Origin of the sequence: Streptomyces sp. SID10853 (assembly GCF_010548145.1) — a bacterium.
Lineage (GTDB): Bacteria > Actinomycetota > Actinomycetes > Streptomycetales > Streptomycetaceae > Streptomyces.
In genome coordinates this window covers 57,819-78,851 of sequence record NZ_JAAGLN010000005.1, presented here as the reverse complement: position 1 = coordinate 78,851, position 21,033 = coordinate 57,819, and the positions used below count along the sequence as shown (strand labels likewise).

The 21,033-nt window shown below is 69.1% G+C and carries 17 protein-coding genes and 1 pseudogene; 3 read left to right on the top strand and 15 right to left on the bottom strand.

All coding sequences use genetic code 11. The features are described 5' to 3' along the window. Positions 1–284 (top strand): annotated as a pseudogene (locus tag G3I19_RS02915) (NAD(P)-dependent oxidoreductase); the annotation flags it as partial. Between the two features lie 396 nt (positions 285–680). On the opposite strand, the gene G3I19_RS02905 reads toward G3I19_RS02915, so the two are convergent. Genes G3I19_RS02905 through G3I19_RS02895 form a run of 3 tightly spaced genes read right to left on the bottom strand, consistent with a single transcriptional unit; the run spans position 681 to position 3,481 of the window. After that, a complete protein-coding gene (locus tag G3I19_RS02905; protein WP_164259112.1) occupies positions 681–1,712 on the bottom strand; it encodes an ABC transporter substrate-binding protein in 1,032 nt (343 codons plus the stop codon). A gap of 46 nt (positions 1,713–1,758) precedes the next feature. Continuing rightward, on the bottom strand, positions 1,759–2,676 hold the full coding sequence (locus G3I19_RS02900) for an ABC transporter permease (RefSeq protein ID WP_164259110.1): 918 nt from the start codon (positions 2,674–2,676) through the stop codon (positions 1,759–1,761). Continuing rightward, positions 2,666–3,481 (bottom strand): ABC transporter ATP-binding protein, encoded by an 816-nt coding sequence (locus G3I19_RS02895; RefSeq protein WP_164259109.1) that lies wholly within the window; start codon positions 3,479–3,481, stop codon positions 2,666–2,668. Before G3I19_RS02895 ends, G3I19_RS02900 begins: the two co-directional genes overlap by 11 nt. A gap of 157 nt (positions 3,482–3,638) precedes the next feature. Between G3I19_RS02895 and G3I19_RS02890 the strand changes: the two genes are divergently transcribed. Further along, entirely contained in the window at positions 3,639–4,361 is a 723-nt protein-coding gene (locus G3I19_RS02890; RefSeq protein ID WP_164259106.1) for a response regulator, read from the top strand. On the opposite strand, the gene G3I19_RS02885 is transcribed toward G3I19_RS02890, so the two are convergent. The 6 genes from G3I19_RS02885 to G3I19_RS02860 all read right to left on the bottom strand — a co-directional run bounded on the left by G3I19_RS02885 (position 4,335) and on the right by G3I19_RS02860 (position 11,178). After that, a complete protein-coding gene (locus tag G3I19_RS02885; protein ID WP_164259123.1) occupies positions 4,335–5,930 on the bottom strand; it encodes a cation acetate symporter in 1,596 nt (531 codons plus the stop codon). The genes G3I19_RS02890 and G3I19_RS02885 overlap by 27 nt on opposite strands. A gap of 11 nt (positions 5,931–5,941) precedes the next feature. After that, entirely contained in the window at positions 5,942–6,442 is a 501-nt protein-coding gene (locus G3I19_RS02880; RefSeq protein WP_164259104.1) for a DUF485 domain-containing protein, read from the bottom strand. Between the two features lie 67 nt (positions 6,443–6,509). Further along, on the bottom strand, positions 6,510–7,184 hold the full coding sequence (locus G3I19_RS02875; RefSeq protein WP_164259102.1) for a response regulator transcription factor: 675 nt from the start codon (positions 7,182–7,184) through the stop codon (positions 6,510–6,512). Beyond that, entirely contained in the window at positions 7,181–8,329 is a 1,149-nt protein-coding gene (locus tag G3I19_RS02870) for a histidine kinase (RefSeq protein WP_164259100.1), read from the bottom strand. Before G3I19_RS02870 ends, G3I19_RS02875 begins: the two co-directional genes overlap by 4 nt. Further along, positions 8,326–8,847, bottom strand: a complete 522-nt coding sequence (locus G3I19_RS02865) for a CcdC protein domain-containing protein (RefSeq protein WP_164259098.1) — start codon at positions 8,845–8,847, stop codon at positions 8,326–8,328. Before G3I19_RS02865 ends, G3I19_RS02870 begins: the two co-directional genes overlap by 4 nt. 210 nt (positions 8,848–9,057) lie before the next feature. Next, a complete protein-coding gene (locus G3I19_RS02860) occupies positions 9,058–11,178 on the bottom strand; it encodes a DNA topoisomerase IV subunit B (protein WP_164259096.1) in 2,121 nt (706 codons plus the stop codon). A 435-nt stretch (positions 11,179–11,613) separates the two neighbouring features. Between G3I19_RS02860 and G3I19_RS02855 the strand changes: the two genes are divergently transcribed. Beyond that, complete coding sequence (locus G3I19_RS02855) at positions 11,614–11,844, top strand: hypothetical protein (RefSeq protein WP_164259094.1); 231 nt, start codon at positions 11,614–11,616, stop codon at positions 11,842–11,844. A 263-nt stretch (positions 11,845–12,107) separates the two neighbouring features. Here the strand turns inward: G3I19_RS02855 and G3I19_RS02850 are convergent, their stop codons facing one another. The 6 genes from G3I19_RS02850 to G3I19_RS02825 all read right to left on the bottom strand — a co-directional run bounded on the left by G3I19_RS02850 (position 12,108) and on the right by G3I19_RS02825 (position 20,947). Next, the gene (locus G3I19_RS02850; RefSeq protein ID WP_164259092.1) at positions 12,108–12,935 is read right to left on the bottom strand and encodes a serine protease; all 828 of its coding nucleotides are present in this window, start codon (positions 12,933–12,935) and stop codon (positions 12,108–12,110) included. 168 nt (positions 12,936–13,103) lie between these two features. After that, positions 13,104–14,651, bottom strand: a complete 1,548-nt coding sequence (locus tag G3I19_RS02845) for an RNA polymerase sigma factor (RefSeq protein WP_164259090.1) — start codon at positions 14,649–14,651, stop codon at positions 13,104–13,106. 331 nt (positions 14,652–14,982) lie between these two features. Continuing rightward, positions 14,983–15,924, bottom strand: a complete 942-nt coding sequence (locus G3I19_RS02840; RefSeq protein ID WP_343234965.1) for a FadR/GntR family transcriptional regulator — start codon at positions 15,922–15,924, stop codon at positions 14,983–14,985. A 106-nt stretch (positions 15,925–16,030) separates the two neighbouring features. Continuing rightward, positions 16,031–17,944: an ABC transporter ATP-binding protein gene (locus G3I19_RS02835; protein ID WP_164259088.1), complete on the bottom strand. Its 1,914-nt coding sequence runs from the start codon at positions 17,942–17,944 to the stop codon at positions 16,031–16,033. A gap of 100 nt (positions 17,945–18,044) precedes the next feature. Next, positions 18,045–18,815, bottom strand: coding sequence for an NUDIX domain-containing protein (locus G3I19_RS02830; RefSeq protein ID WP_164259086.1), 771 nt, complete (start codon positions 18,813–18,815; stop codon positions 18,045–18,047). A 95-nt stretch (positions 18,816–18,910) separates the two neighbouring features. Continuing rightward, complete coding sequence (locus G3I19_RS02825; protein ID WP_164259084.1) at positions 18,911–20,947, bottom strand: glycogen debranching N-terminal domain-containing protein; 2,037 nt, start codon at positions 20,945–20,947, stop codon at positions 18,911–18,913. Between the last annotated feature and the right edge of the window lie 86 nt (positions 20,948–21,033).

The following is a 21,033-nucleotide window of genomic DNA, read 5'->3' as shown; positions in this document are numbered from 1 at the left end:
TCTACGAGCTCGGCGGCGACGCATCCTTCACCCTGACCGAGCTCGCCGCCGCGATCTCCGCCGCGGCCGGAAAGCAGGTTGCCTACGCCGACCTCCCGGTGACCGACTTCGCCCAGGTACTGGCCGCAGCGGGCCTGCCCGCCGAGCTGGCAGAGGTCCTCGCCGACGCCGACCGCGGCATGAGCCGCGGCGAGATGTACACCGACTCAGGCGACCTGCACCGCCTGATCGGCCGCCCGCCCGTGACGCTGGCCGAGGCACTCGCGGGCGCCCTGCAGCACTGAGACTGAACCCGTGATGTGGCCGGGTCGCTCAAGTGGGTCTGAATGTCGGGCCGGTCTCGGCAGCGCGGCCGTCGGGAGCGGCCGCGGCCCCGCACCACCGGGGTCCGGCCGCGCTGTGACCGGGTGTTCGCGTGCGGCGGCGCCAGGGAGAATCCGGCTTTCGTCCTCGAAGGCGAGCCAGGCTCCACGGACCGCCACGGGTCTTCGCGCAGGACCACCCCTCCTTGACCGACCCGCCCGGCCACCGCCTCGTCGTCCCGCTCCAGGGCCCGCCGGGGCGGGACCGGCCAGGACCAGCGGACCGCCCTCCTCCCACTGCTGATGCCACCGTTGCACCGAGCGGACGACGAGCCGTCAGCCCCAGGCCCTGTCGTCCTGATCCGGGACCAGGACGTACTAGTGAGCCTTCTTCGCGAACTCCGTCGTGTACGTCTTGGACAGATCCACCGTGGCGTTCTTGAGGTTGGGGTTGAACGCCTTGAGCACCTTTTCGACCGTCTCGGGCCCGTTGGCCGGCATCACACCGTCCTTGGTGAACATCGGCAGTGTCGCCTTGATCGACTGCGCGTAAAGGCTCTTGCCGCCCTGCGCGTAGTCGGCCGGCATCTTCGCCGCGATCTCGTCGGGCGAGTGGGACGACATCCATTTCAGCGTCTTCACAAAGGCGTTGACCAGCTTCTGCACCGCCGGCTTGTGGCTGTCGACCCAGTCGGCGTTCATGTACATGCTGGACGACGGGTAGGGGCCGCCCAGCGCCGCCTGTGAGCCCTCAGGGGTGCGCATGTCGATGAGGATCTTGCCGAGCTTCTGGTCGACGATGTTCGTGACCGTGGGGTCAGTGGTCATCCCGCCCTGGATCGAGCCCTGTTTGAGCGCGGCGATGAACGTCTGCCCCGCACCGACGGCGACGGGGGTGAAGTCGCCGCTCTTCCCGCCACCGCGGACCGCCAGGTACTTGGTCAGGAAGTCGGTGGACGAACCGAGCCCCGTGACACCCAGCTTCTTGCCCTTGAAGTCCTCGGGGCCACTGAGCGACCCGGCGGCCTTGTTGGACACCACCTCGACCTCGCCGGGCGCGTGCGAGAACTGCACCACCGACTCCACGTGCTTGCCCTTGGTCTGCAGATCGAGCGTGTGGTCGTAGAAGCCGACAGTGCCCTGGACATCGCCGGAGACCAGCGCCGTCTCGGCCTGGACACCCGCGGGCTCCGTCAGCAGCGAGACGTCGAGGCCCTCGTCCTTGAAGTAGCCGAGGCGCTGGGTGAGCATCGCGGGCAGATAGATGACCTTGTCCAGGCCGCCCACCATGATCTTGATCTTGTTGGCGTTCTTGCCCTCACCCGGTGAGTCGCCGCCGCAGCCGGTGAGCGCGGTCAGCGCCAGTACACCGGTCACCGCGACTGCGGACACTCTGCTGATGCTGCGCATGTTCATCACGTCCCTGTGATTAATACGGATTTGATCTCGCTGTGCGTCAGCGCTCGCTGCCCGCTTCGACGGGCCGCCACCTGAACAGCCGCCGTTCGGCGAAGGTCAGCAGCCCCTCGGTGATCAGTGCGACGACCGCGAGGATCACCATCGCCGCGTACACACCTGCGGCGTTGAAGGTCCCCTGAGAGGCCGACACCAGGAGTCCGAGGCCCTTGGTCGCGCCGATGTACTCACCGACGATCGCGCCGATGAGGGCGAAGCCGAAGCTGACGTGGAGGCTGGTGAAGATCCATGAAGTGGCGGAGGGGATGACCACCTGGAAGGTGACCCGCCGGTTGCTCGCGCCGAGGATCCGGGCGTTGGCGACCAGATTGCGGTCGACCTCCCTGGCGCCCTGGAAGGCGTTGAAGAAGACCGGGAAGAAGACCAGCACGACGGCGGAGGCGACCTTCGACGCCGGACCGAGCCCGAACCAGATGAGGAAGACCGGCGCCAGGACGATACGCGGGATGGCGTTGAGGACCTTGATGTACGGGCCGAGCACATCGGAGAGGAACCGGATACGGCCCAGCGTGATACCGAGGACGACACCGGTGACCACGCCGATGACCCAGCCCAGGAGCGCCTCGTACATCGTGTACCAGATCTGTTCCCACAGGGATCCCTGAGCGGTGCCGTGCAGCGCCCAGTCCCGGATCTGGTCCCAGATCTTCGACGGCATCGAGAAGTTGAAGGGGTCGATGATCTTGGCGCGGGCCAGGATCTCCCAGAGTGCGATCACCGCGATCAGCAGCAGCGCGCGGCTCACGTACACCACGGCACGGCGGTTGCGCGCGGCCCGCTGACGCTCCTCGGTCCGTCCGGTCCTCTTGTCGGGGGCGACGGCCGGAGCGGCGGACGCGAGGGTCGAGGTGGCGGAAGAGGTGGCGGCGCCCGGCGCCGGCTCGGTCTCAGGCGGCATCAGCGGCACCTCGCTCACGGGTGATACGGACTTCCTCGCCCAGCGAGGACCAGATCTCGCGGTAGATCTCGACGAAGCGGGGTTCGAGCCGCACCTCTTCGACCTTGCGTGGCCTGGGCAGGTCGATGTCGAAGACCTGTTTGACCGTCGCCGGTCCCGCTGTCATCACCACCACCCGGTCGGCGAGCGCGATGGACTCCTCCAGGTCGTGGGTGACGAAGACGACCGAGGTGCCGGTGCCCGCGCAGAGTTCGAGGAGCTCGTCCGACATCAGAGCCCGGGTCTGGACGTCGAGTGCGGAGAACGGCTCGTCCATCAGCAGGATCTCGGGGTCGTTCACAAAGGTCGCGGCGAGCGCGACCCGCTTGCGCTGGCCCCCGGAAAGCTGGTGGGGGTAGCGGTCCTCGAACGAGGAGAGCCCGACGCGGGCCAGCCACTCGCGGGCCTTCTCCTTCGCCTCGGCCTTCGGTGCGCCGCGGAAGCGCGGACCCGCCATCACATTGGACAGGACCGTCCGCCAGGGGAAGACGGCGTCCTGCTGGAAGACGAATCCGACCTTGTCGCCGATGCCGCGGACCGGCTCACCGGCCACCAGTACCTCACCCTCGGTGGGCTCCTCAAGGCCGCTGACCAGGGTCAGGGTGGTCGACTTGCCGCAGCCGGTGGGACCGACCACGGCGACGAACTCACCGCGGCCCACGGTGAGATCCAAATCCCGCACGGCTGTGTGCGGCACCCCCGACGGGGTGCGGAACACCTTGCTGGCGCCTCGCAGCTCAATGGCGGGGCTCGTGTCTGTGCTCATGGACCGGGACCGTAGATGTGGCACACAGCACAGCGGCAGCCTTGTGGGCGCAAGGCAGTCTTCTGCCTGCAAGAGACTGTTGTGCTCGTTTTGCGCGCGCTACAACTACGTGGTCGACAAGAACGTCTCACACCCGGCATTGACAGAGAGCAGCCCGATGATTGATGTACTGGTGGTCGATGACGACTTCCGTGTCGCTGAGATCAACGCTGCGTACGTGGGGAAGGTTCCCGGATTCCGCGTCGCGGCCCGTGCGCACAGCGCCGCCCAGGCCATGGCCGCACTGGAGCGCGAACCCATCGATCTGGTGCTGCTCGACCACTATCTGCCGGACGAGACGGGCCTGTCGCTGGTCCGCCGGATGCGGGAGCAGGGCCACCACACCGACGTGATCATGGTGACGGCGGCCGGTGACGTGGCGACCGTGCAGGCCGCCATGCGCCATGGCGCCCTGCACTACCTGGTCAAGCCGTTCACCTTCTCGGTTCTGCGTTCCCGGCTGGAGGGGTACGCGGCGCTGCGGCGCACCGTGAGCCGGGTGGGAGGCAGCGGACAGTGTGCGGGGCAGGAACAGGTCGACCGGATCTTCGGCGCCCTGCGGACCACAGGCCCCGCCGCGTCCTCGGGCCTCCCCAGCGGGCACTCCGTCCCGACGTCCGATCTGATCCGCGAGGTCCTGACCGGCGCCCGGCAGCCGCTGTCGGCGCACCAGGTGGCAGCCAGGACGGGGCTGAGCCGCTCCACGGCACAGCGCTACCTGCGGCAGCTGGAGCAGACGGGGCGGCTGCGGCTGACGCTCAAGTACGGGGACACGGGACGGCCCGAGCATTGTTACGCCTGGGCGGCGTCCGGGTCAGACGGCCCCGGCACCGGTCAGTGACCGCACTTCCGTCTCGGCGTGCTTGGCGGCGTCCGGTGGCTCGGACGACGTGACCGTACCGAGCCACCCCGCGAGGAAGCCGAGGGGGATGGAGAGCAGCCCCGGATTCTCCAGGGGGAAGAACTGGAAGTCCACACCGGGGAAGAGCGAGGTGGGGCTTCCGGAGACGACCGGCGAGAGAACCACCAGGACGATCGCAGGAATGAGTCCTCCGTACACCGCCCAGACCGCGCCGCGCGTGGTGAAGTTCCGCCAGAACAGCGAGAAGAGCAGCACGGGAAGATTGGCCGACGCCGCGACGGCGAAGGCCAGCCCCACCAGGAACGCGACGTTCAGGTCCTTCGCCAGCAGGCTGAGCCCGATGGCCACGGCGCCGATCCCGGCCGCCGCGACACGGGCCACGGCCACCTCGCTGCGCTGCTTCCCCGCGGTGCGCCGCCTGAGCGTCGCATAGAGATCGTGGGCGACGGAGGCCGACGAGGCCAGCGTGATCCCCGCGACGACGGCGAGGATGGTGGCGAAGGCAACGGCGGCGACCACGGCGAAGAGGACCGTCCCACCCGTGGAGTCCGCTCCCCCGCCGACCTCAAGGGCCAGCAACGGGACCGCGGTGTTCCCCGCCGGGTTCGACGCCCGTACTTGGTCGGAGCCCACGAGCGCGGCCGCACCGAAGCCGAGCACGATCGTCATCAGGTAGAACCCGCCGATGAGTCCGATCGACCAGACGACGGAGCGGCGGGCGGCACGGGCGGTGGGGACGGTGTAGAAGCGCGACAGGATGTGCGGCAGCCCTGCCGTTCCGAGAACCAGGGCAAGGCCGAGACTGATGAAGTCGATGCGGGAGGTCCAGTCCCCGCCGTACTTGAGTCCGGGCGCCAGGAACTTCGCCCCGTGGCCGCTGCGGTGCGCCGCGGAGGTGAGCAACTGGTTGAAATCCCCGTGGAACCGCACCAGGACGAGCACCGTGAGCAGGATCGATCCCGTCATCAGCAGGACGGCTTTCACGATCTGGATCCAGGTGGTGGCCCGCATCCCGCCGAGCGTCACATAGATCACCATCAGCGCGCCGACCCCGGTCACGGTCCATGCCTGGGCGGCTCCGCTGTTCCCGCCCAGCAGGAGAGAGACGAGGCTTCCGGCGCCGACCATCTGCGCCACCAGGTAGAGCACGGACACCGTGACGGACGACGAACCCACCGCGATCCTGACCGGGCGCTCACTCATCCGGGCGGCCACGACATCGGCCAGCGTGAACCGGCCGCAGTTGCGCACCAGTTCGGCCACCAGCAGCAGCACGACCAGCCAGGCGACGAGGAAGCCGACCGAGTAGAGCATGCCGTCGTAGCCGAAGAGAGCGATCAGCCCCGAGATGCCGAGGAAGGACGCGGCCGACATGTAGTCGCCGGCGATGGCGAAACCGTTCTCCATGGGCGAGAAGAGCCGCCCGCCGACGTAGAACTCCTCCGCCGAACCATGCCGGTTACGGCTCACCCAGGTGGTGATCGCGAGGGTGGCGGCGACGAAGACGCTGAACAGCAGCAGCGCCAGGGTCTGGTGCTGGGTGGTGATCGTGTGGCTGCTCAACGGCTGATCCCTCGCGTCAGTTCCTGTGTGTCCCAGCGGAGGTCGAGCGCCGCCCGGTCTCTGTGGAGCCGGGCGTGACGGGTGTAGGCCCAGGTGAGCAGGAAGGTGGAGAGGAACTGTCCGAGCCCCGCGAGCATCGCCACATTCACCGCTCCGGCCACCGGGTGTGCCATGAGCCCCGGTGCGGCGGTGGCCATGACGACGTACGCGAGATACCAGGTGAAGAACGCGCACACTGCGGGGACGACGAACCGCCGGTAGCGGCCGCGCACTTCCTGGAAGGCCGCGCTGCTCTGTACTTCCAGATAGATGTCGGCCGCGCTGCGTCCCGGCGTCGAGGCTGCCTGCGCCGGCACGGCGGCGGGAGCACCCGTACCGTCCAACTCGCCCCAGCCGGAGGCCAACGCGTCATACCAGGGGTCGTCCAACCGCACCTCAGCGGCGTCGAGCCCGTCGTCCTTCTCCACCGAACACCCTCTCCCTGTGCGCGACCGCATCGGCCGCGTGCCCAAGGATGGGTACTTCACAGGGCGTACGAACCCTTATCTCCCCGTCTTCACCCCTTTAGGTGAGGGCCGCGCCCGGCGGCAGCGCGAGACCGTGCCGGTATGCGTACCGCACCGCCTGCGCCCGGTCACGGATCCCGGTCTTGGCGAAGAGGTTGTTGATGTGCGTCTTCACGGTGGCCGGTGAGATGTGCAGGGAACGGGAGATCTCCGCGTTGGAGAGCCCTTCCGCGATGAGCGCCAGGATCTCGGCCTCCCTGGGGGTGAGGCCGTCGGGCAGCTCGACGGAGGTCCGCGGGGCCGACGCGGGCGGCGCCGTGACCCGCTCGACGAGCAGCCGCTGCACGCTCGGCGAGAGCCCGGCCTGCCCGGCCATGACGTCCTCGATGGCCCGGACGATTTCCTCGCCGCCCGCGTCCTTGGTCAGATACCCGCGCGCCCCGGCCTGCAACGCGGGAAAGAGCGAGTCGTCGTCGGAGAACGTCGTGAGGACCACGACCTGGGTGGACGGATACTGCTCGCGGATACGACGGGTCGCCTCCACCCCGTCGCAGCGGGGCATCCGCAGATCCATCAGGACCACGTCGGGGGCGTGTTCGCCGGCCAGCGCGACGGCCTCCTCGCCATCCTTCGCCGCGCCCACGACCTCGATCCCGGGCAGCAGCCCCAGCAACATCACGATGCCCTCACGCACAACGGACTGGTCGTCGGCCACCACCACCCGTGCCGTCATGCCGGCACCCTCAGCCGTACCAAGAAGCCCTCCTCATGAGGTCCCGCCTCCAGCGTCCCGCCGAGCAGCTCGGCACGCTCCCGCATTCCGACCAAACCGTATCCCGAGCCACTGACAGCGAGCTCATCAACCGGCTTCCGGGGGCCCGAGTCCCTTACTTCCAGAGCGATTTCGTCCGGGAGGTACTCCAGCCGGAGCCGGACCTCGGCGCCCGGAGCGTGCTTGCGTACATTCGTCATCGCCTCCTGCGCCACCCGCCGAACGGTCTGCGACGCCTCTGCGGGCAACGGTCTGCGGTCCCCCGCCACAGCCAAGCGCGAGCGGCCCGCCACCTCCTCCAGGAACTCCTCGACCGGAGTCATCTCACCGCGCAGCGCCGAGAGCGCCTGCCTGGTCTCGACGAGCCCTTCCCTGGCCATCCCGCGCGCCGCCACCACCCGCTCCAGGATCCGGTCCCGTCCGGCATCGCTCTCGATCAGCAACCTGGCTGCCTCCAGATGCACCATCTGCGCGGAGAGGCTGTGAGCGAGAACATCGTGGATCTCCCGGGCGATACGCGAGCGCTCCGCCAGTGCCGCGGACTCCGCTTCGGCCACCCGGGCCGCACGCTCCTGCACCAGCAGCCGCTGGGCGCTGCCCCGGGCCTCCGAGTCGAGCCGCAGCACATATCCGACCAGAGCCAGCCCGGCGGTGGTCGCAGCGGTGGTCAGCCACTGGCCCTCGCTCAGCAGGGCATAGGCAGCAAGGGCCGCCGCCGTACAGGGCAGGGCCGCCACGAGTGGCAGGCGCCCCAGTGCGGTGACGGCGCAGCCGCACCACAGGACAGTGGCCGGACCGGAGAATCCGGACTGATGCGCCAGCATGGCGGCACCCAGCAGAACCACGAGCAGCGCCACGGAAGGCCACAGGCGGTGTTCCAGAGTGGCCCGGTAGAAGGCGCTCGCCGCCGCGACGCAGACACCGACCCCTGCCACCGCGGCGGCCAGTTCCCAGGTGTCGCCGCCGATCTGCGCGAAGGTGCTCCACAGCAGGGCGCCCAGGCCGATGAGCCGAACCGTCCAGTTGAGCGAGCGGCGCGCACTGGTCACACCCACCCGGGAGAGGGCTTCCCGGGAGGGCCAGCTCGTCCAGGCGCCGGGCGTCATACGCGGTCCTTCCTTGCCCCTCCGAGCGATACTGCGGCAGGAACACCGTACGACGGGTGTATTCGCCCGGCCCTCCATGAGACCACTCCGGCCCGCACCAGCAGCGAGGACGCCAGCGCGAGCAGCATCGCCCCGGTCCCCAGGCTCACTCCGGCGAGGGCGCCGAGGCCCGCCACCCCGAACCGCACGAGCAGCCCCACTACCCAGACAGCCGCCGTGGCCTTGGTGCCCCTGGTCCACACCGACCCGTCCGGCTCGCTCCACACCTTGGTCGTCCAGGCCCAGCCGGCGCCCATGACCAGTCCGGCCAGCAGCTGGGCCCCGATCAGCAGGACGGACAGGGAGCGGTGATGCGCGTCGAGCAGGCCGTGCTGACGCAGGGCGACGAAGACGAGGATGGCGGGCAGCAGCCACCAGCGCCTGTCCTGGTTGACCTGCTGAGGGCGGAACTGCCGCACGAGCACCAGAGCGATGACCGCGACAGCCACCGCGACATCGGTGAGCGTGGACGCTGACATGGGTGCCTCCGGTGAGCGGGGAAGGTTGACGCCTTCGACGCTACGGAAGCGAGCGGGCCGGCAAATCGGAGCTGAGGTGGACCCCGGGTGGAGCTTGCGGCTCCACCCACGGGTGGAGAACCCATGAGTGGAGGCCGCTGGTGGAGGCCGTGCATGCCGCAGAAGGGCCTGGACGTCCTCGCGCCGGTCGGTGGCCCGACCGGTCAGCCGTCAGGCGTCGATCCGCGAGCGGTCCAGTGTCGCGGCCGAACTCGTGATGAACTCCTTGCGGGGTGCGACCTCATTGCCCATCAGCAGGTCGAAGACCTGCTCCGACGACTCCAGGTCACCGATGTTGATCCGCCGCAGCGTCCGGAACCGCGGATCCATGGTTGTCTCCGCCAGCTGATCGGCGTCCATCTCGCCCAGCCCCTTGTAGCGCTGGATCGAGTCCTTGAAACGGATGTTCTTGCGCTGGAATTCCAGGAGCTTCTGCCGCAGCTCGTTGTCGGAGTACGTGTAGACGTACTTGTCCTGGCCCTTCTTGGGCTGAACCAGCTCGATGCGGTGCAGCGGCGGCACCGCGGCGAAGACCCGGCCCGCCTCCACCATCGGCCGCATGTACCGCTGGAACAGCGTCAGCAGCAGGATCCGGATGTGCGCGCCGTCCACATCGGCGTCGACCAGCAGCACGATCTTGCCGTACCGCGCCGCGTCGATGTCGAAGGTCCGCCCGGACCCTGCTCCTATGACCTGGATGATGGCGCCGCACTCGGCGTTCTTCAGCATGTCCGAGACCGACGCCTTCTGGACATTGAGGATCTTGCCCCGGATGGGCAGCAGCGCCTGGAACTCGGAGTTCCGGGCCAGCTTGGCCGTACCGAGCGCCGAGTCACCCTCGACGATGAAGAGCTCGCTGCGCCCCACGTCGTCGCTGCGGCAGTCGGCGAGCTTGGCCGGCAGCGACGAGGACTCCAGAGCCGTCTTGCGGCGCTGGGCCTCCTTGTGCTGGCGGGCCGCGATCCGGGTACGGGCGGCGGCGACGGCCTTCTCCAGCACCGCACGGGCCTGCGCCTTGGAATCGCGCTTGGTGGAGGTCAGGAACGCCTTGAGCTCCTTGGCGACGACGTTGGACACGATCCGGTTGGCCGCGGAGGTGCCGAGCACCTCCTTGGTCTGGCCCTCGAACTGCGGCTCGGCGAGGCGCACGGTCACGACCGCGGTCAGGCCCTCCAGCGCGTCGTCCTTCACCACGTCGTCCTCGGCGACGCGCAAGAGCTTCGCCGAGCGCAGCACCTCGTTGACCGTCCTGGTCAGCGAGCGCTCGAAGCCCGACACATGCGTGCCGCCCTTGGGCGTCGCGATGATGTTGACGAAGGACTTGACGGTGGTGTCGTAGCCGGTGCCCCAGCGGAGCGCGATGTCCACGCCGAGATCACGGGTGACCTCGGTCGGGGTCATGTGACCGCGGTCGTCGAGGACCGGGACCGTCTCCTTGAAAGTGCCCTGCCCGGACAGCCGCTGCACGTCGCAGACCGCCTTGTCCTGGGCCAGGTACTCACAGAATTCGCTGATGCCGCCGTCGAAGCGGAATGTCTCCTCGGTCTTTCCCGCACCCTCGAGACCGCGCTCGTCGCGCACCACGAGAGTCAGCCCGGGGACCAGGAACGCCGTCTGGCGGGCCCGCTGGTACAGGTGGTCCAGGGAAAGCTTGGCATCCTTCAGGAAGATCTGCCGGTCTGCCCAGTACCGGACACGGGTGCCCGTCCTGGCCTTGGGTACGCGCTTGCCCTTGAGCAGCCCGTTGGCCGGGTCGAAGGGGCTGTCGGGGCCGCTCTCGGTGAAGATCCCGGGAACGCCCCGGCGGAAGCTGATGGAGTGCGTGGCGCTCCCGCGGTCGACCTCGACGTCCAGCCGGGCGGACAGGGCGTTGACGACCGAGGCGCCGACGCCGTGCAGCCCGCCGGAGGCCGCGTACGAGCCGCCGCCGAACTTTCCGCCCGCGTGCAGCTTGGTCATCACGACCTCGACGCCGGAGAGCCCGGTCTTGGGCTCGACGTCGACCGGGATCCCCCGGCCGTTGTCCCGGACCTCGACGGAGCCGTCCTCGTGGAGGATCACGTCGATGTGGTCGCAATAGCCGCCGAGAGCCTCGTCGACCGAGTTGTCGATGATCTCCCAGAGGCAGTGCATCAGACCGCGGCTGTCGGTGGACCCGATGTACATGCCGGGCCGTTTACGGACCGCTTCGAGCCCTTCGAGTACGAGCAGGTGCCGCGCGGTGTAGTTGGAGCCGTCACGGTCTGCACCGCTCAGCAGCGCAGTGGAAGGCACGGACGTATCGGCGGTCACGCGGTTCGCTCCTCGCTGAATTTATTTTGGGGCCCTGTGGGTAAGGCCGGGGCGTCGGTCGCCCGTCAGAGCCTACCGAGCCCTGGTAGAGCCGTTGTTACGCCACCCTAGAAGAGCCGGGGCGCCAAACCTGCACCGTACACCTGTTCGATACCTCGATGGAGTGACTCACACATCACGTTCCCTTCCAGGCATGAACCATTTAGGCTCCGGGCACGTCCTCATCAACAACCGGCAGCCAGTCGGGAGGATCAACCCGAAGACAAGCAACGCGAAACCGTAAAGCCACCGCAATACGGCTTATTCGCCGCCAACCGGCAGCAGACAGCCACCTTGAACAGAAAGTTTCAAGGAAAAGCCACGAGCGGGAACGTTTTGGGCCTGGTTGGATGTTGACCCTGGTACGACAGCTCGTCGAGCTAGAGAAGAGGCGACGTGACTACTGTTCTGACCCCCGCGAGCCCGCTGACGGCCGCTGACCGCTGCGACCGATGCGGCGCCCAGGCATACCTGCGCGTTGTCCTCACCAGCGGTGGCGAACTGCTCTTCTGCGCCCACCATGGTCGCAAGTTCGAGCCAGAACTCAAGAAGATCGCCGCGGACATCCAGGATGAGACGGATCGCCTGACGGCCGTCCCGAACCATTCCGAAGAAGAGGACCGCTGACACCTCGCACCCACGACGAGCCAAGGACCGGTATCAGCCCGGTCGACGGGCGGCCCCGCCTGCACCCACAGGAGAGGCCGCCCGTTCTCATACCCTGACCCAGGAGGCCGTCAGCCGGCCTCCTGAAGCGTCCGCAAGGCAGCCGGAGCCCTTCTGGGCCTCGACAAGCCCGCAAGGGCTTGTCCGGCGCCCGAGGGCCCCGTCTCGGCGCGGTCCGGCCCAGTGCGGCCGAGGGCAAGGCGAAAGGCACCGTCCACGCTCCGTCAGCTGTGCGACGCCACAGCCTGCGCCATGGCGGACATCCGTGTGTAGACACCCGGGCTTTTCGCCCGACCACACCCCGCACCCCACGAGACCAGCCCGATGAGCCGCCCCCTAGCGACCAGTGGCCCTCCGCTGTCACCCTGGCAGGCGTCGTGACCACCCTGAGGCTCACCTGCGCACAGCATCGTCGCCGCCTCGAAGGTGCCGCTCGACGACCCTGGGTAAGCGGACGCGCATCGTGCGTCCGGCAGTACCGAGACGCGGGTGGCGTGCAGCCCAGAGGGGTAGTCCCCCGTGCCGGCCGTGTCGCCCCAGCCGTAGACGGTCGCATCCGTACCTGGCTCCTCGGCCGGATCGTGCGGATCGGCGATTCTGATCGCGTACGAGCCGGGCAGCGCATGCGACAGCGTCAGCACCGCGAGATCCGCCGCATTGCTGACGCGGTCGTACCGCGGGTCGGTCCAGGTGGACTGCACGCGGATCTCCTTCCCGGCCGACGTGCGCAGGTCACTGCGGCCCGCGACGACCGACAGGTCATGCACTTGGCCCAGTGGGGCCCCGAGCACTTCCCGGCTCAGGCAGTGGGCCGCCGTCACGACCTCGCGCGGTGACACCACCACTCCCCCGCAGAACTGTCCTGCCCGGCCCCCTCCGAAGCGCTCACGGCTGGATACCGCGACCACCCAGGGGGTGTCGGTCACCGACACCCCCTGGCCGCCGATCACCGCCCTCTGGGCGGCGGACGCAGGCGTGGACGCATCCAGCGGCAGTGCTGTCGCGGCCAGCGCCAGCACGCCTGTCAGTGCTCGGACGATAGGACGACGCATACGACTTCCTGACTCTCCAGTGAACTTGTCTCACTCAGAGTGCATCAGACTCGTGGCGCGTACACCCACTCCGGAAACACGAAGCGGGCCCGCCCCTCTCCCTGCGGAGAGACACGGGCCCGCTTCGGCACATCCTGCGAAGGACCGGCTGACCGGCCGACCGGCGGACTAGTCGAGGTAGTCGCGCAGCACCTGCGACCGCGACGGGTGGCGCAGCTTCGACATCGTCTTCGACTCGATCTGACGAATACGCTCACGCGTCACGCCGTAGACCTTGCCGATCTCGTCCAGCGTCTTCGGCTGGCCGTCGGTGAGACCGAAGCGCATGGAGACCACACCCGCCTCACGCTCGGACAGCGTGTCCAGGACCGAGTGCAGCTGCTCCTGGAGGAGCGTGAAGCTCACGGCGTCGGCCGGGACGACCGCCTCGGAGTCCTCGATGAGGTCACCGAACTCGCTGTCACCGTCCTCGCCCAGCGGAGTGTGCAGGGAGATCGGCTCACGGCCGTACTTCTGGACCTCGATGACCTTCTCAGGGGTCATGTCGAGCTCCTTCGCCAGCTCCTCCGGCGTGGGCTCACGGCCCAGGTCCTGGAGCATCTGGCGCTGGACGCGCGCGAGCTTGTTGATGACCTCGACCATGTGCACCGGGATACGGATGGTGCGGGCCTGGTCGGCCATGGCGCGGGTGATCGCCTGCCGGATCCACCAGGTGGCGTACGTGGAGAACTTGTAGCCCTTGGTGTAGTCGAACTTCTCGACCGCGCGGATCAGACCGAGGTTGCCCTCCTGGATCAGGTCCAGGAAGAGCATTCCGCGGCCGGTGTAGCGCTTGGCGAGCGAGACGACCAGACGGAGGTTGGCCTCGAGCAGGTGGTTCTTGGCCCGGCGGCCGTCCTCCGCGATGATCTCCAGCTCACGCTTGAGCTTCGGTGCGAGCTTGTCGGCGTTGGCGAGCTTGTCCTCGGCGAAGAGGCCGGCCTCGATGCGCTTGGCGAGCTCCACCTCCTGCTCCGCGTTGAGGAGCGGGACCTTGCCGATCTGCTTCAGATAGTCCTTGACGGGGTCCGCGGTGGCACCGGCGACAGCGACCTGCTGCGCGGGCGCGTCGTCCTCGTCGTCGTCGGAGAGGACGAAGCCCTTGGCCTCGCCGCCCTCTTCCTCCTCCTCGCCGGCCTTGGCGACCGGGGTCTCCTCGGCCGCCTCGTCTCCGTCCTGGAGCTCGTCGGCGTCCTTCTTGGAGGCGGTCTTCTTGGCCGCAGTCTTCTTGACCGCGGTCTTCTTCGCGGCGGTCTTCTTGGCGGCCGTCTTCTTGGCAGCAGCCTTCTTCGCGGGCTCGGCATCGTCAGCCACAGCGTCCACACTGTCGGCAGAAGGAGCGGAAGTGGCCGCCACAGCCCTCGCCGCGGTCGTCTTGACCGCGACAGTCCTGGTGGCGGTGCGCTTCACCGGGCTCTTCGCTGCGACGCTCTTGCGGGGGCGCTTCGGCGACTCCGCGGCACTGACCATCAGAGTCACACCCTCTTCCTCGAGGATCTGGTTGAGGCTGCGCAGAACGTTCTTCCACTGGGTGGCCGGAATCTGGTCAGCCTCGAAGGCCCGGCGTACATCGTCGCCGGCGATCTGCCCATCAGCCTTTCCCCGCTCGATGAGCGCCATGACAGACTCGGACTCGGCGATCTCCGGCGGGAGAGTACGGGATGTGCTGGCCGACACGAACAACCTCTCGAAACGATGGAAACGGCTTCCGGCTCCGCCCTTGACGGGCCTGGAACCGACGACCGCCGGCTGGGGATGTACCGACGGCGCGGGCTGAGCTTCGGAGCTGTACAGCGCCGCCAACGACGCCTGCATTCCCTCTTCGGCTACCACCTCTTAGGTCATCGCGCTGCCTCGAAGAGTGTTACGCCCAATCCACGTGGCCCGAGTCACACTCCATTTGCGACATACGACTCCCCAAGGGACGCATACCCACAATTATGCCGCCGGACCCCCCGAAGATCCGGCGGCACCGGGTTCGGGCGCACACACCGGCCGCACCCCGCGATCAGTGCACGCGCGGCGCGGGAACGACGCGCTCCACCTCCGGGTGGACGGTCAGCAGTTGACGCATCGCCGCCTCTGCGGCCTGCGGGTCGTTCGCGGCGAGCGCGTCAGCGATCCGCGCGTGATGGACGAGAGAGATCTCCGTGGGCCGGTCACACCCTGTGACGGGGCCACCCGACACCTGAAGGGCTCCCGCGACGATGCCCGAGAGGTGCTCCAGCATCCGGTTGCCCGCGAGCTGGATCAGCAGGGCGTGGAATTCGGCATCGGCACGGGAAAAGGTGACCGCATCGCCCTGGGCCAGAGCGTGGCTCATGATCTCGACCATGTCCGCAAGGCGCTGCTGCATGTCCTCACGTCCATGGCCGGCGGCCAGGCGTGCGGCCAGCGGCTCGATCGTCCAGCGCAGCTCGCTCAGCTCACGTCGCTGGTCGTCACGCTGCGGCCCGAACGCCCGCCATTCGATGATGTCCGGGTCCAGCAGATTCCAGTCACTGACCGGGCGGACCCGGGTGCCGACATTGGGGCGGGCGCTGACCAGGCCCTTGGCCTCAAGAACACGCAGCGACTCCCGCACCACCGTGCGGGACACCTCGAAGCGCTGGCCGATCTCCTCGGGAACCAGTGGACGGTCGGCACCGAGGTCGCCGGAGACAATCATCTGGCCGAGCTGCTGAACCAGCTGGCCGTGCAGACCGCGGCCACGACTGCCCGTCGCCCGCCGGCCCGCCCTGCCCATCTCGGTATCGCCGCCGCCCCAGGAAGGAGCTCCGGCACGGCCGGCACCGGGTGCTTCTGCGTACGGATAGCGGTCGAGTTCACCCGAACCTGCGAGGCCGGACTCGGCAGAGCGGGCGGTGGTCATCATGGAATGCGCAAGGGTAGTCACGCATCCTTTGTCGGCGCGCCTCGAGCCCCCCTTGAGGTCTTTGGTGAAAAGCACACGAAAGGGTGATCATCGACCTCCCTGCAATTGACGCCTTATCGGAAAGAACCCGGGCATTCCTCTGTGAGTTGCTTGCAAGGCGCCGAGAAGTGGGCCGGGACGGTCACCAACGAGCCCTGCCCCGAAGGCCCGTGAACAGAAATGCGCACAGCAGGGCTGCGAGCGAGAGCACGAGGGCCGCGCCGACGGGCTGCGAAAGGAGCCTGAGCACCCCGACGAGCCAGCGGTCGGCCTCGCCTGGCCAGACCCCGGCGACTTCGCGGAGCCTGGCGGGGAGCCCGGCGACCGAGCGGGCTGCGGGCGCCGCCAGGGCCGCCCGCATCAGCGGCACGACGGCGACGGGGACCGACAGGACGGCGGCCAGCCCTGCGGTCGTACTCTTGAACACCCCCGCGCCCAGCAGCCCGGCCCAGGCGCAGCCCACCGTGAGGCCCACCCAACCAACGGCCAGCGAGAGCCAGTTGGGCGGGATACCGGCCAAGTCTCCGCCGTACACAAGGCGGAGCGTTCCCGCGTCTGCGGCAGCCGTGAGCAGTGCCAGCAGGAACGCCGTCCCGCCCGACACTGCGAGCTTGGCGACCAGCAGGCCGAAGCGCCTCGGGACACCACCGCGGCCGACGGCGAGCGCCGGATACCGGAACTCGTCACCGAATGCCAGAGCGCCGAGCAGACCGGCAGCGAAAGCCGCGGGCGGCAGCGGAAGCGGGCCTGGCCATGCCATCAGGAGATGGGAGAGCGGCGTCCCTCCGGTCCTGGCGAGCAGCACGGACAGGGCTACGGAAACGGCGAGGACGACGCTCACGACGAGAAGCGCCGTCCGGACGCCGAACAGTCGCCGCAGCTCATAACGCAGCGGCCTGACCGGGCCCCTGAGCGCGAGCGGAGTGATCACCGGCTGCTGCTCGGAGAGTTCGGATCGCGCCTCGATCAGCGAATCGATCTCCGGAAGCACGGACCGGGCCGCGAGTACGGGGGCGTCGGCGGCCGGAATCGCGGAGTCGAAAGGCCCGAGATCCAATGCGTCACCGAAGGAGCCGTCTCGACCGAGGGCTTCAGGATGGAGGGGCCGACGTCCGGCAGGCTCCGACTCGACAGGCTCGGAGCCGGACACACCGGAGGCCGGCGCGACGGTCTCGCCCCCCGGCCCCATGTCGCCTGTCTCATCGGCAAGCTGATGGATCAGCACCCCGTGCCGGAACGCCGCCTCGCCGATCTCCGCACAGCTACTGCCGTAGACGGAGAGCCTGCTGCCGCCCTCGGTGACGACTTCGACGGAGCGGTGCCCCTCGCGGGCCTCGCGGCCGAGCAGACCGGCGAGGCGCGCGGTGTGGGGCGTGCGCACCGCGACCCGGGGCCGGAGCCGGGTACGGGCGAACTCGGCTCCTTCCTGGTCCGCCACGAGCCGTCCGGCTTCGATGGTGACGACATGGTCGGCCGTACGGGCCGCCGATTTGGGGTCGCTTGTGGTGTACAGGACCGTGCCGCCCTGGGCCGCGTGGTCGCGCAACAGCCCGAAGAGCCAGCCGCTGTCCCGCGCCGAGAGACCTTCGACGGGTTCGTCCAGGACCAGCGTCTGCGGATCGGCGAGCAGGGCCACGGCGAGGCCGAGCCTGCGGTCCATGGCGCGAGAGAGCGTGCCGAGCCGCTCATCCGCGAGGCTCACGAGATCCACCGCTTCGAGGAGTTCGTCGGCGCGCGATGCCGGCACTCCGGTGGCGGCGCAGAGCATGCGCAGTTGTCCGCGTACGGTTCGCGCGGGATTCCCGGGCACATCACCGAGCAGGGTGCCCACTTCGGCGGCCGGGCGGGCGATCCGGTGCAGCGGGAGACCCCGGAAGTAGGTGATGCCACGCCCCTGGTCGAGTTCGAGCATCAGTCGCAGGGCTGTGGTCTTGCCGGCGTCCGGAGGGCCGAGCAGTGCGGTGATCTGGCCCGGGGCAGCGTCGAAGGTCAGATCGTCCACCGCGGGCGGCAGATCCCGGCGGGGGTGGCTGGTGAGTCCGATGGCCTGGAGCATCGCTTCTCTCGCGGGTAGCAGGGCCGCCGGGCGGCATGGGCGGCTACCGGAGCAAGATAACGCGACATTTCAGACTTTTAGTGCAGCGTGGCAGTGATTCTCAGACCTCCGGGCGAAGCATCGGGGGGTTGAGCAGCGTCGCACCTCCCGCCCTGAACAGTTGTGCGGGCCGACCGCCCTGGCGGGTCGTGGTGCCGCCCGAGGGCACCAGGAAGCCTGGCGTACCGGTGACCTTGCGGTGGAAATTACGGGGATCCAGGACCACGCCCCACACCGCCTCGTACACCCGGCGCAGCTCCCCGACCGTGAACTCCTGGGGGCAGAAGGCGGTGGCCAGCGAGGAGTACTCGATCTTCGACCGGGCCCTCTCCACACCGTCCGCGAGGATCCGCGCATGGTCGAAGGCGAGCGGCTCGGGCGGCTCGCCGGCCCTGACGGCTGCGCCGTCCTGGCCGAGCAGGACCTCGACGGGGGCCCACCGGGCACTGTGGGCGTCACCACCGGCCCGGGGCGCGGGCAGATCGGGCGCGAGTGCCAGATGGGCCACGCTGACGACTCTCATGCGAGGGTCGCGCTTCGGGTCTCCGTAGGTGCCCAGTTGTTCAAGATGTGCGCCGTAACCGGGAGCCGGGACCGGGGCCGAGGGATCGAGGGCGCACAGCCCCGTCTCCTCCGCGAGCTCACGCGCGGCGGCTGCGCCCAGGTCTTCGTCGGTCTTGACGAAGCCGCCGGGCAGCGCCCACCGGCCCTGAAAGGGCGCCTCTCCACGGCGTACAGCCAGTGCGCACAGCGCATGACTGCGCACTGTGAGCACGACCAGATCGACGGTGACAGCGAAGGGCGGAAAGGCCGACGGGTCGTAGGGGGGCATGACATGATCATAGTCGTCTCTCTGACGATAAACACGCCCTTCGGCATCCACAGTGTTCTCCAATTCACCCGTACTCCGGCGCTCCTCACGCCCGCTCACATGCCCAGTTGGAGTCCTGCAGCGGCCTCCTCGACCATCCCGAGACCCAGCCTGCTGACGCGAACCGAGAAGGGCTCCCCCGCCACCGCAAGGCCCGTCAACTGGATCGCGCCGAGCGGGGCGCTGCTGACCGGACGGAGTGCGACCATGCCCGCCGGAACATCGGGACGGACGCCCGCAAGACTCATCAGCAGATGGATCCCGGCAGCCGCGGACACGGCCGCCGGGCGACAGGCCGCCGGGTGCGGGAGGGGGACGCTGTCGTCGGTTCTCTGCACTCCGGCGTACATCTCGGGAAGCCGGTGGCCGAAGGCGTCGGCCGCGGCGAGCACTCCGCCGAGCAGCGAGCACGCCTCTTTCTCGAAGCCCGCTGCCGCAAGCCCCGCTACCGCGAGAGCCGTCTCGTGCACGCGCACCGCGCCACCCCGGTGCCCGAACGGATTGTGGCCCTGCTCCCTGGCTCCGAGACTGCGGAGTCCCCAGCCAGAATCCATCGCCGGGCCGCCCAGCAGCCTGGCGACCTGCTCGGTCTGCACCTTGTCCAGCAGCCCCTCCGCGAATCTGCCACCTCCCAGCAGCCCGGTGTCCAGAAGATGGGCCGCTCCGGCACCCAGCTGCGGGACCGGCCGGCCGTCGGGGGTACGTGCGGCCGCGGGTCTTCCCCCTGCCCGGTCCTCGATCCAGAACGTCTGCCGGAATCCTCTCCGCAGCCGGCCCGCCCACTCACGCCACCGGTCCGCGCCCGGACGGCCGCACTCGTCGAGCAGCTCCGCCCCCAGAACCGCGGCTCGGTGGGCGTGTGCCTGGGTCTCCGCGCGTTGCAGGCCCCCCGCGCCGGCCTCACCGAGCAGGCCGTCCTCGTCGGCCGCCGAGCGGAGCCACGCAAGACAGTGCTCCGCTGCGGGGAGCAGTTCCGCCACCTCCCGCTCGGGCAGCCCCCAGCGCCTGGCCTCCGCCAGCAGCACAGGAAAGAGCAGTGTCGCCTCCACTCCGGTGCAGCTGGGCGGCAGATGGGGGCCCGCGTCCCGGAGAGGCCCGGGGATACGTCCTGCGCCGGATCCGGTCCCCCCGAGCTGGGAACGGCCGAGTTGGCGCAGCGCGGCCGCAGCGAGACGGGTGCCGAGCGGCAACGCCATCCGGGCGGTCCAGAGGATCTCAGCGGGCGCGAACCCGCACCGCCACGGCACGCCCGCCGCCGGGTAGATATCGGCTGGATGCCCCGGGTCGCGGACCAGCATCGCGCGCAGGTCCTCCAGACTGGTACGCATCAGCGTCTCCACCCGGGAGTCGTCGCCGTGTGCGCTCGCCGGGGACAGCACGCCTCCGCGCAGAGGGCCCGCCGGGCGGGACGGCGTATCGGTACGGATTCGGAGCTCGATGTCCCTGGAACCTCCCGGAGGCAGTTCGAGCTGCCAGCCGAGCAGCCCTGTGGCGGCCAGGGCGTCATCCGGTGGCGGGCTTGCCGTGACAACGGCGTCGCCGCCGTCTCCCGTCCAGCGAAGACCGGCTCCATGGACACCGGCGGGCAGTTCCGTCCCCGGAGAGCCGGCCGCGACCGCTCCCAGGAATGCCAGGTCCGTGCCGAGAGTGATCTCCACCGGAATCCGCAGTGTCCGGTCCGAGGCACTGCGCAGGGTGATCCGCTCGGTGCCGTCGGCCGAGCGCAGACGCTCCACGAACAGCTCGGGATCGGGCCCCGCCGCACCAGGCAGCCGCACCACAGCCGTGAACCTGGCCCGGCCGGCTCCGATCAACCTGCCCTGGACGGCTACCGGTTCACGCCCGGCCACCCGCACCTGGCAGCGGGAGACGAGCCGTCGCCCCGACTGGTAGAAGCCGTCGAAGCCCTGACCGGTGAGCTGCCCGTGACCGGGTGAAATCGCAAGCCCCGGAAGGCCCACACAGATCAACGCATTGTGCACCGAGGGCAGTTCTCCCCGCCGGTGCGGGGCTGCGGACACCTGTCCGGGAGTGGGCGCCGTGGCACGGCTCCCGGCCGCCCCACGGGTTCCTGAAGGGACGCTGAGAGCCATCTTCCGCCTCCTGAGCGCTACGGCCGGTTGCGGCGGAGCTCCCGGCGCGGACCGCCGCACACCGCCACCCGGATGAACGGCGCCGG

Coding starts and splice junctions, on each gene's coding strand:
- G3I19_RS02905 (WP_164259112.1), bottom strand. CDS start 1,712: ATGCGCAGCATCAGCAGAGTGTCCGCAGTCGCGGTGACCGGTGTACTG.
- G3I19_RS02900 (WP_164259110.1), bottom strand. CDS start 2,676: ATGCCGCCTGAGACCGAGCCGGCGCCGGGCGCCGCCACCTCTTCCGCC.
- G3I19_RS02895 (WP_164259109.1), bottom strand. CDS start 3,481: ATGAGCACAGACACGAGCCCCGCCATTGAGCTGCGAGGCGCCAGCAAG.
- G3I19_RS02890 (WP_164259106.1), top strand. CDS start 3,639: ATGATTGATGTACTGGTGGTCGATGACGACTTCCGTGTCGCTGAGATC.
- G3I19_RS02880 (WP_164259104.1), bottom strand. CDS start 6,442: ATGCGGTCGCGCACAGGGAGAGGGTGTTCGGTGGAGAAGGACGACGGG.
- G3I19_RS02875 (WP_164259102.1), bottom strand. CDS start 7,184: ATGACGGCACGGGTGGTGGTGGCCGACGACCAGTCCGTTGTGCGTGAG.
- G3I19_RS02870 (WP_164259100.1), bottom strand. CDS start 8,329: ATGACGCCCGGCGCCTGGACGAGCTGGCCCTCCCGGGAAGCCCTCTCC.
- G3I19_RS02865 (WP_164259098.1), bottom strand. CDS start 8,847: ATGTCAGCGTCCACGCTCACCGATGTCGCGGTGGCTGTCGCGGTCATC.
- G3I19_RS02850 (WP_164259092.1), bottom strand. CDS start 12,935: ATGCGTCGTCCTATCGTCCGAGCACTGACAGGCGTGCTGGCGCTGGCC.
- G3I19_RS02835 (WP_164259088.1), bottom strand. CDS start 17,944: ATGCTCCAGGCCATCGGACTCACCAGCCACCCCCGCCGGGATCTGCCG.
- G3I19_RS02830 (WP_164259086.1), bottom strand. CDS start 18,815: ATGCCCCCCTACGACCCGTCGGCCTTTCCGCCCTTCGCTGTCACCGTC.
- G3I19_RS02825 (WP_164259084.1), bottom strand. CDS start 20,947: ATGGCTCTCAGCGTCCCTTCAGGAACCCGTGGGGCGGCCGGGAGCCGT.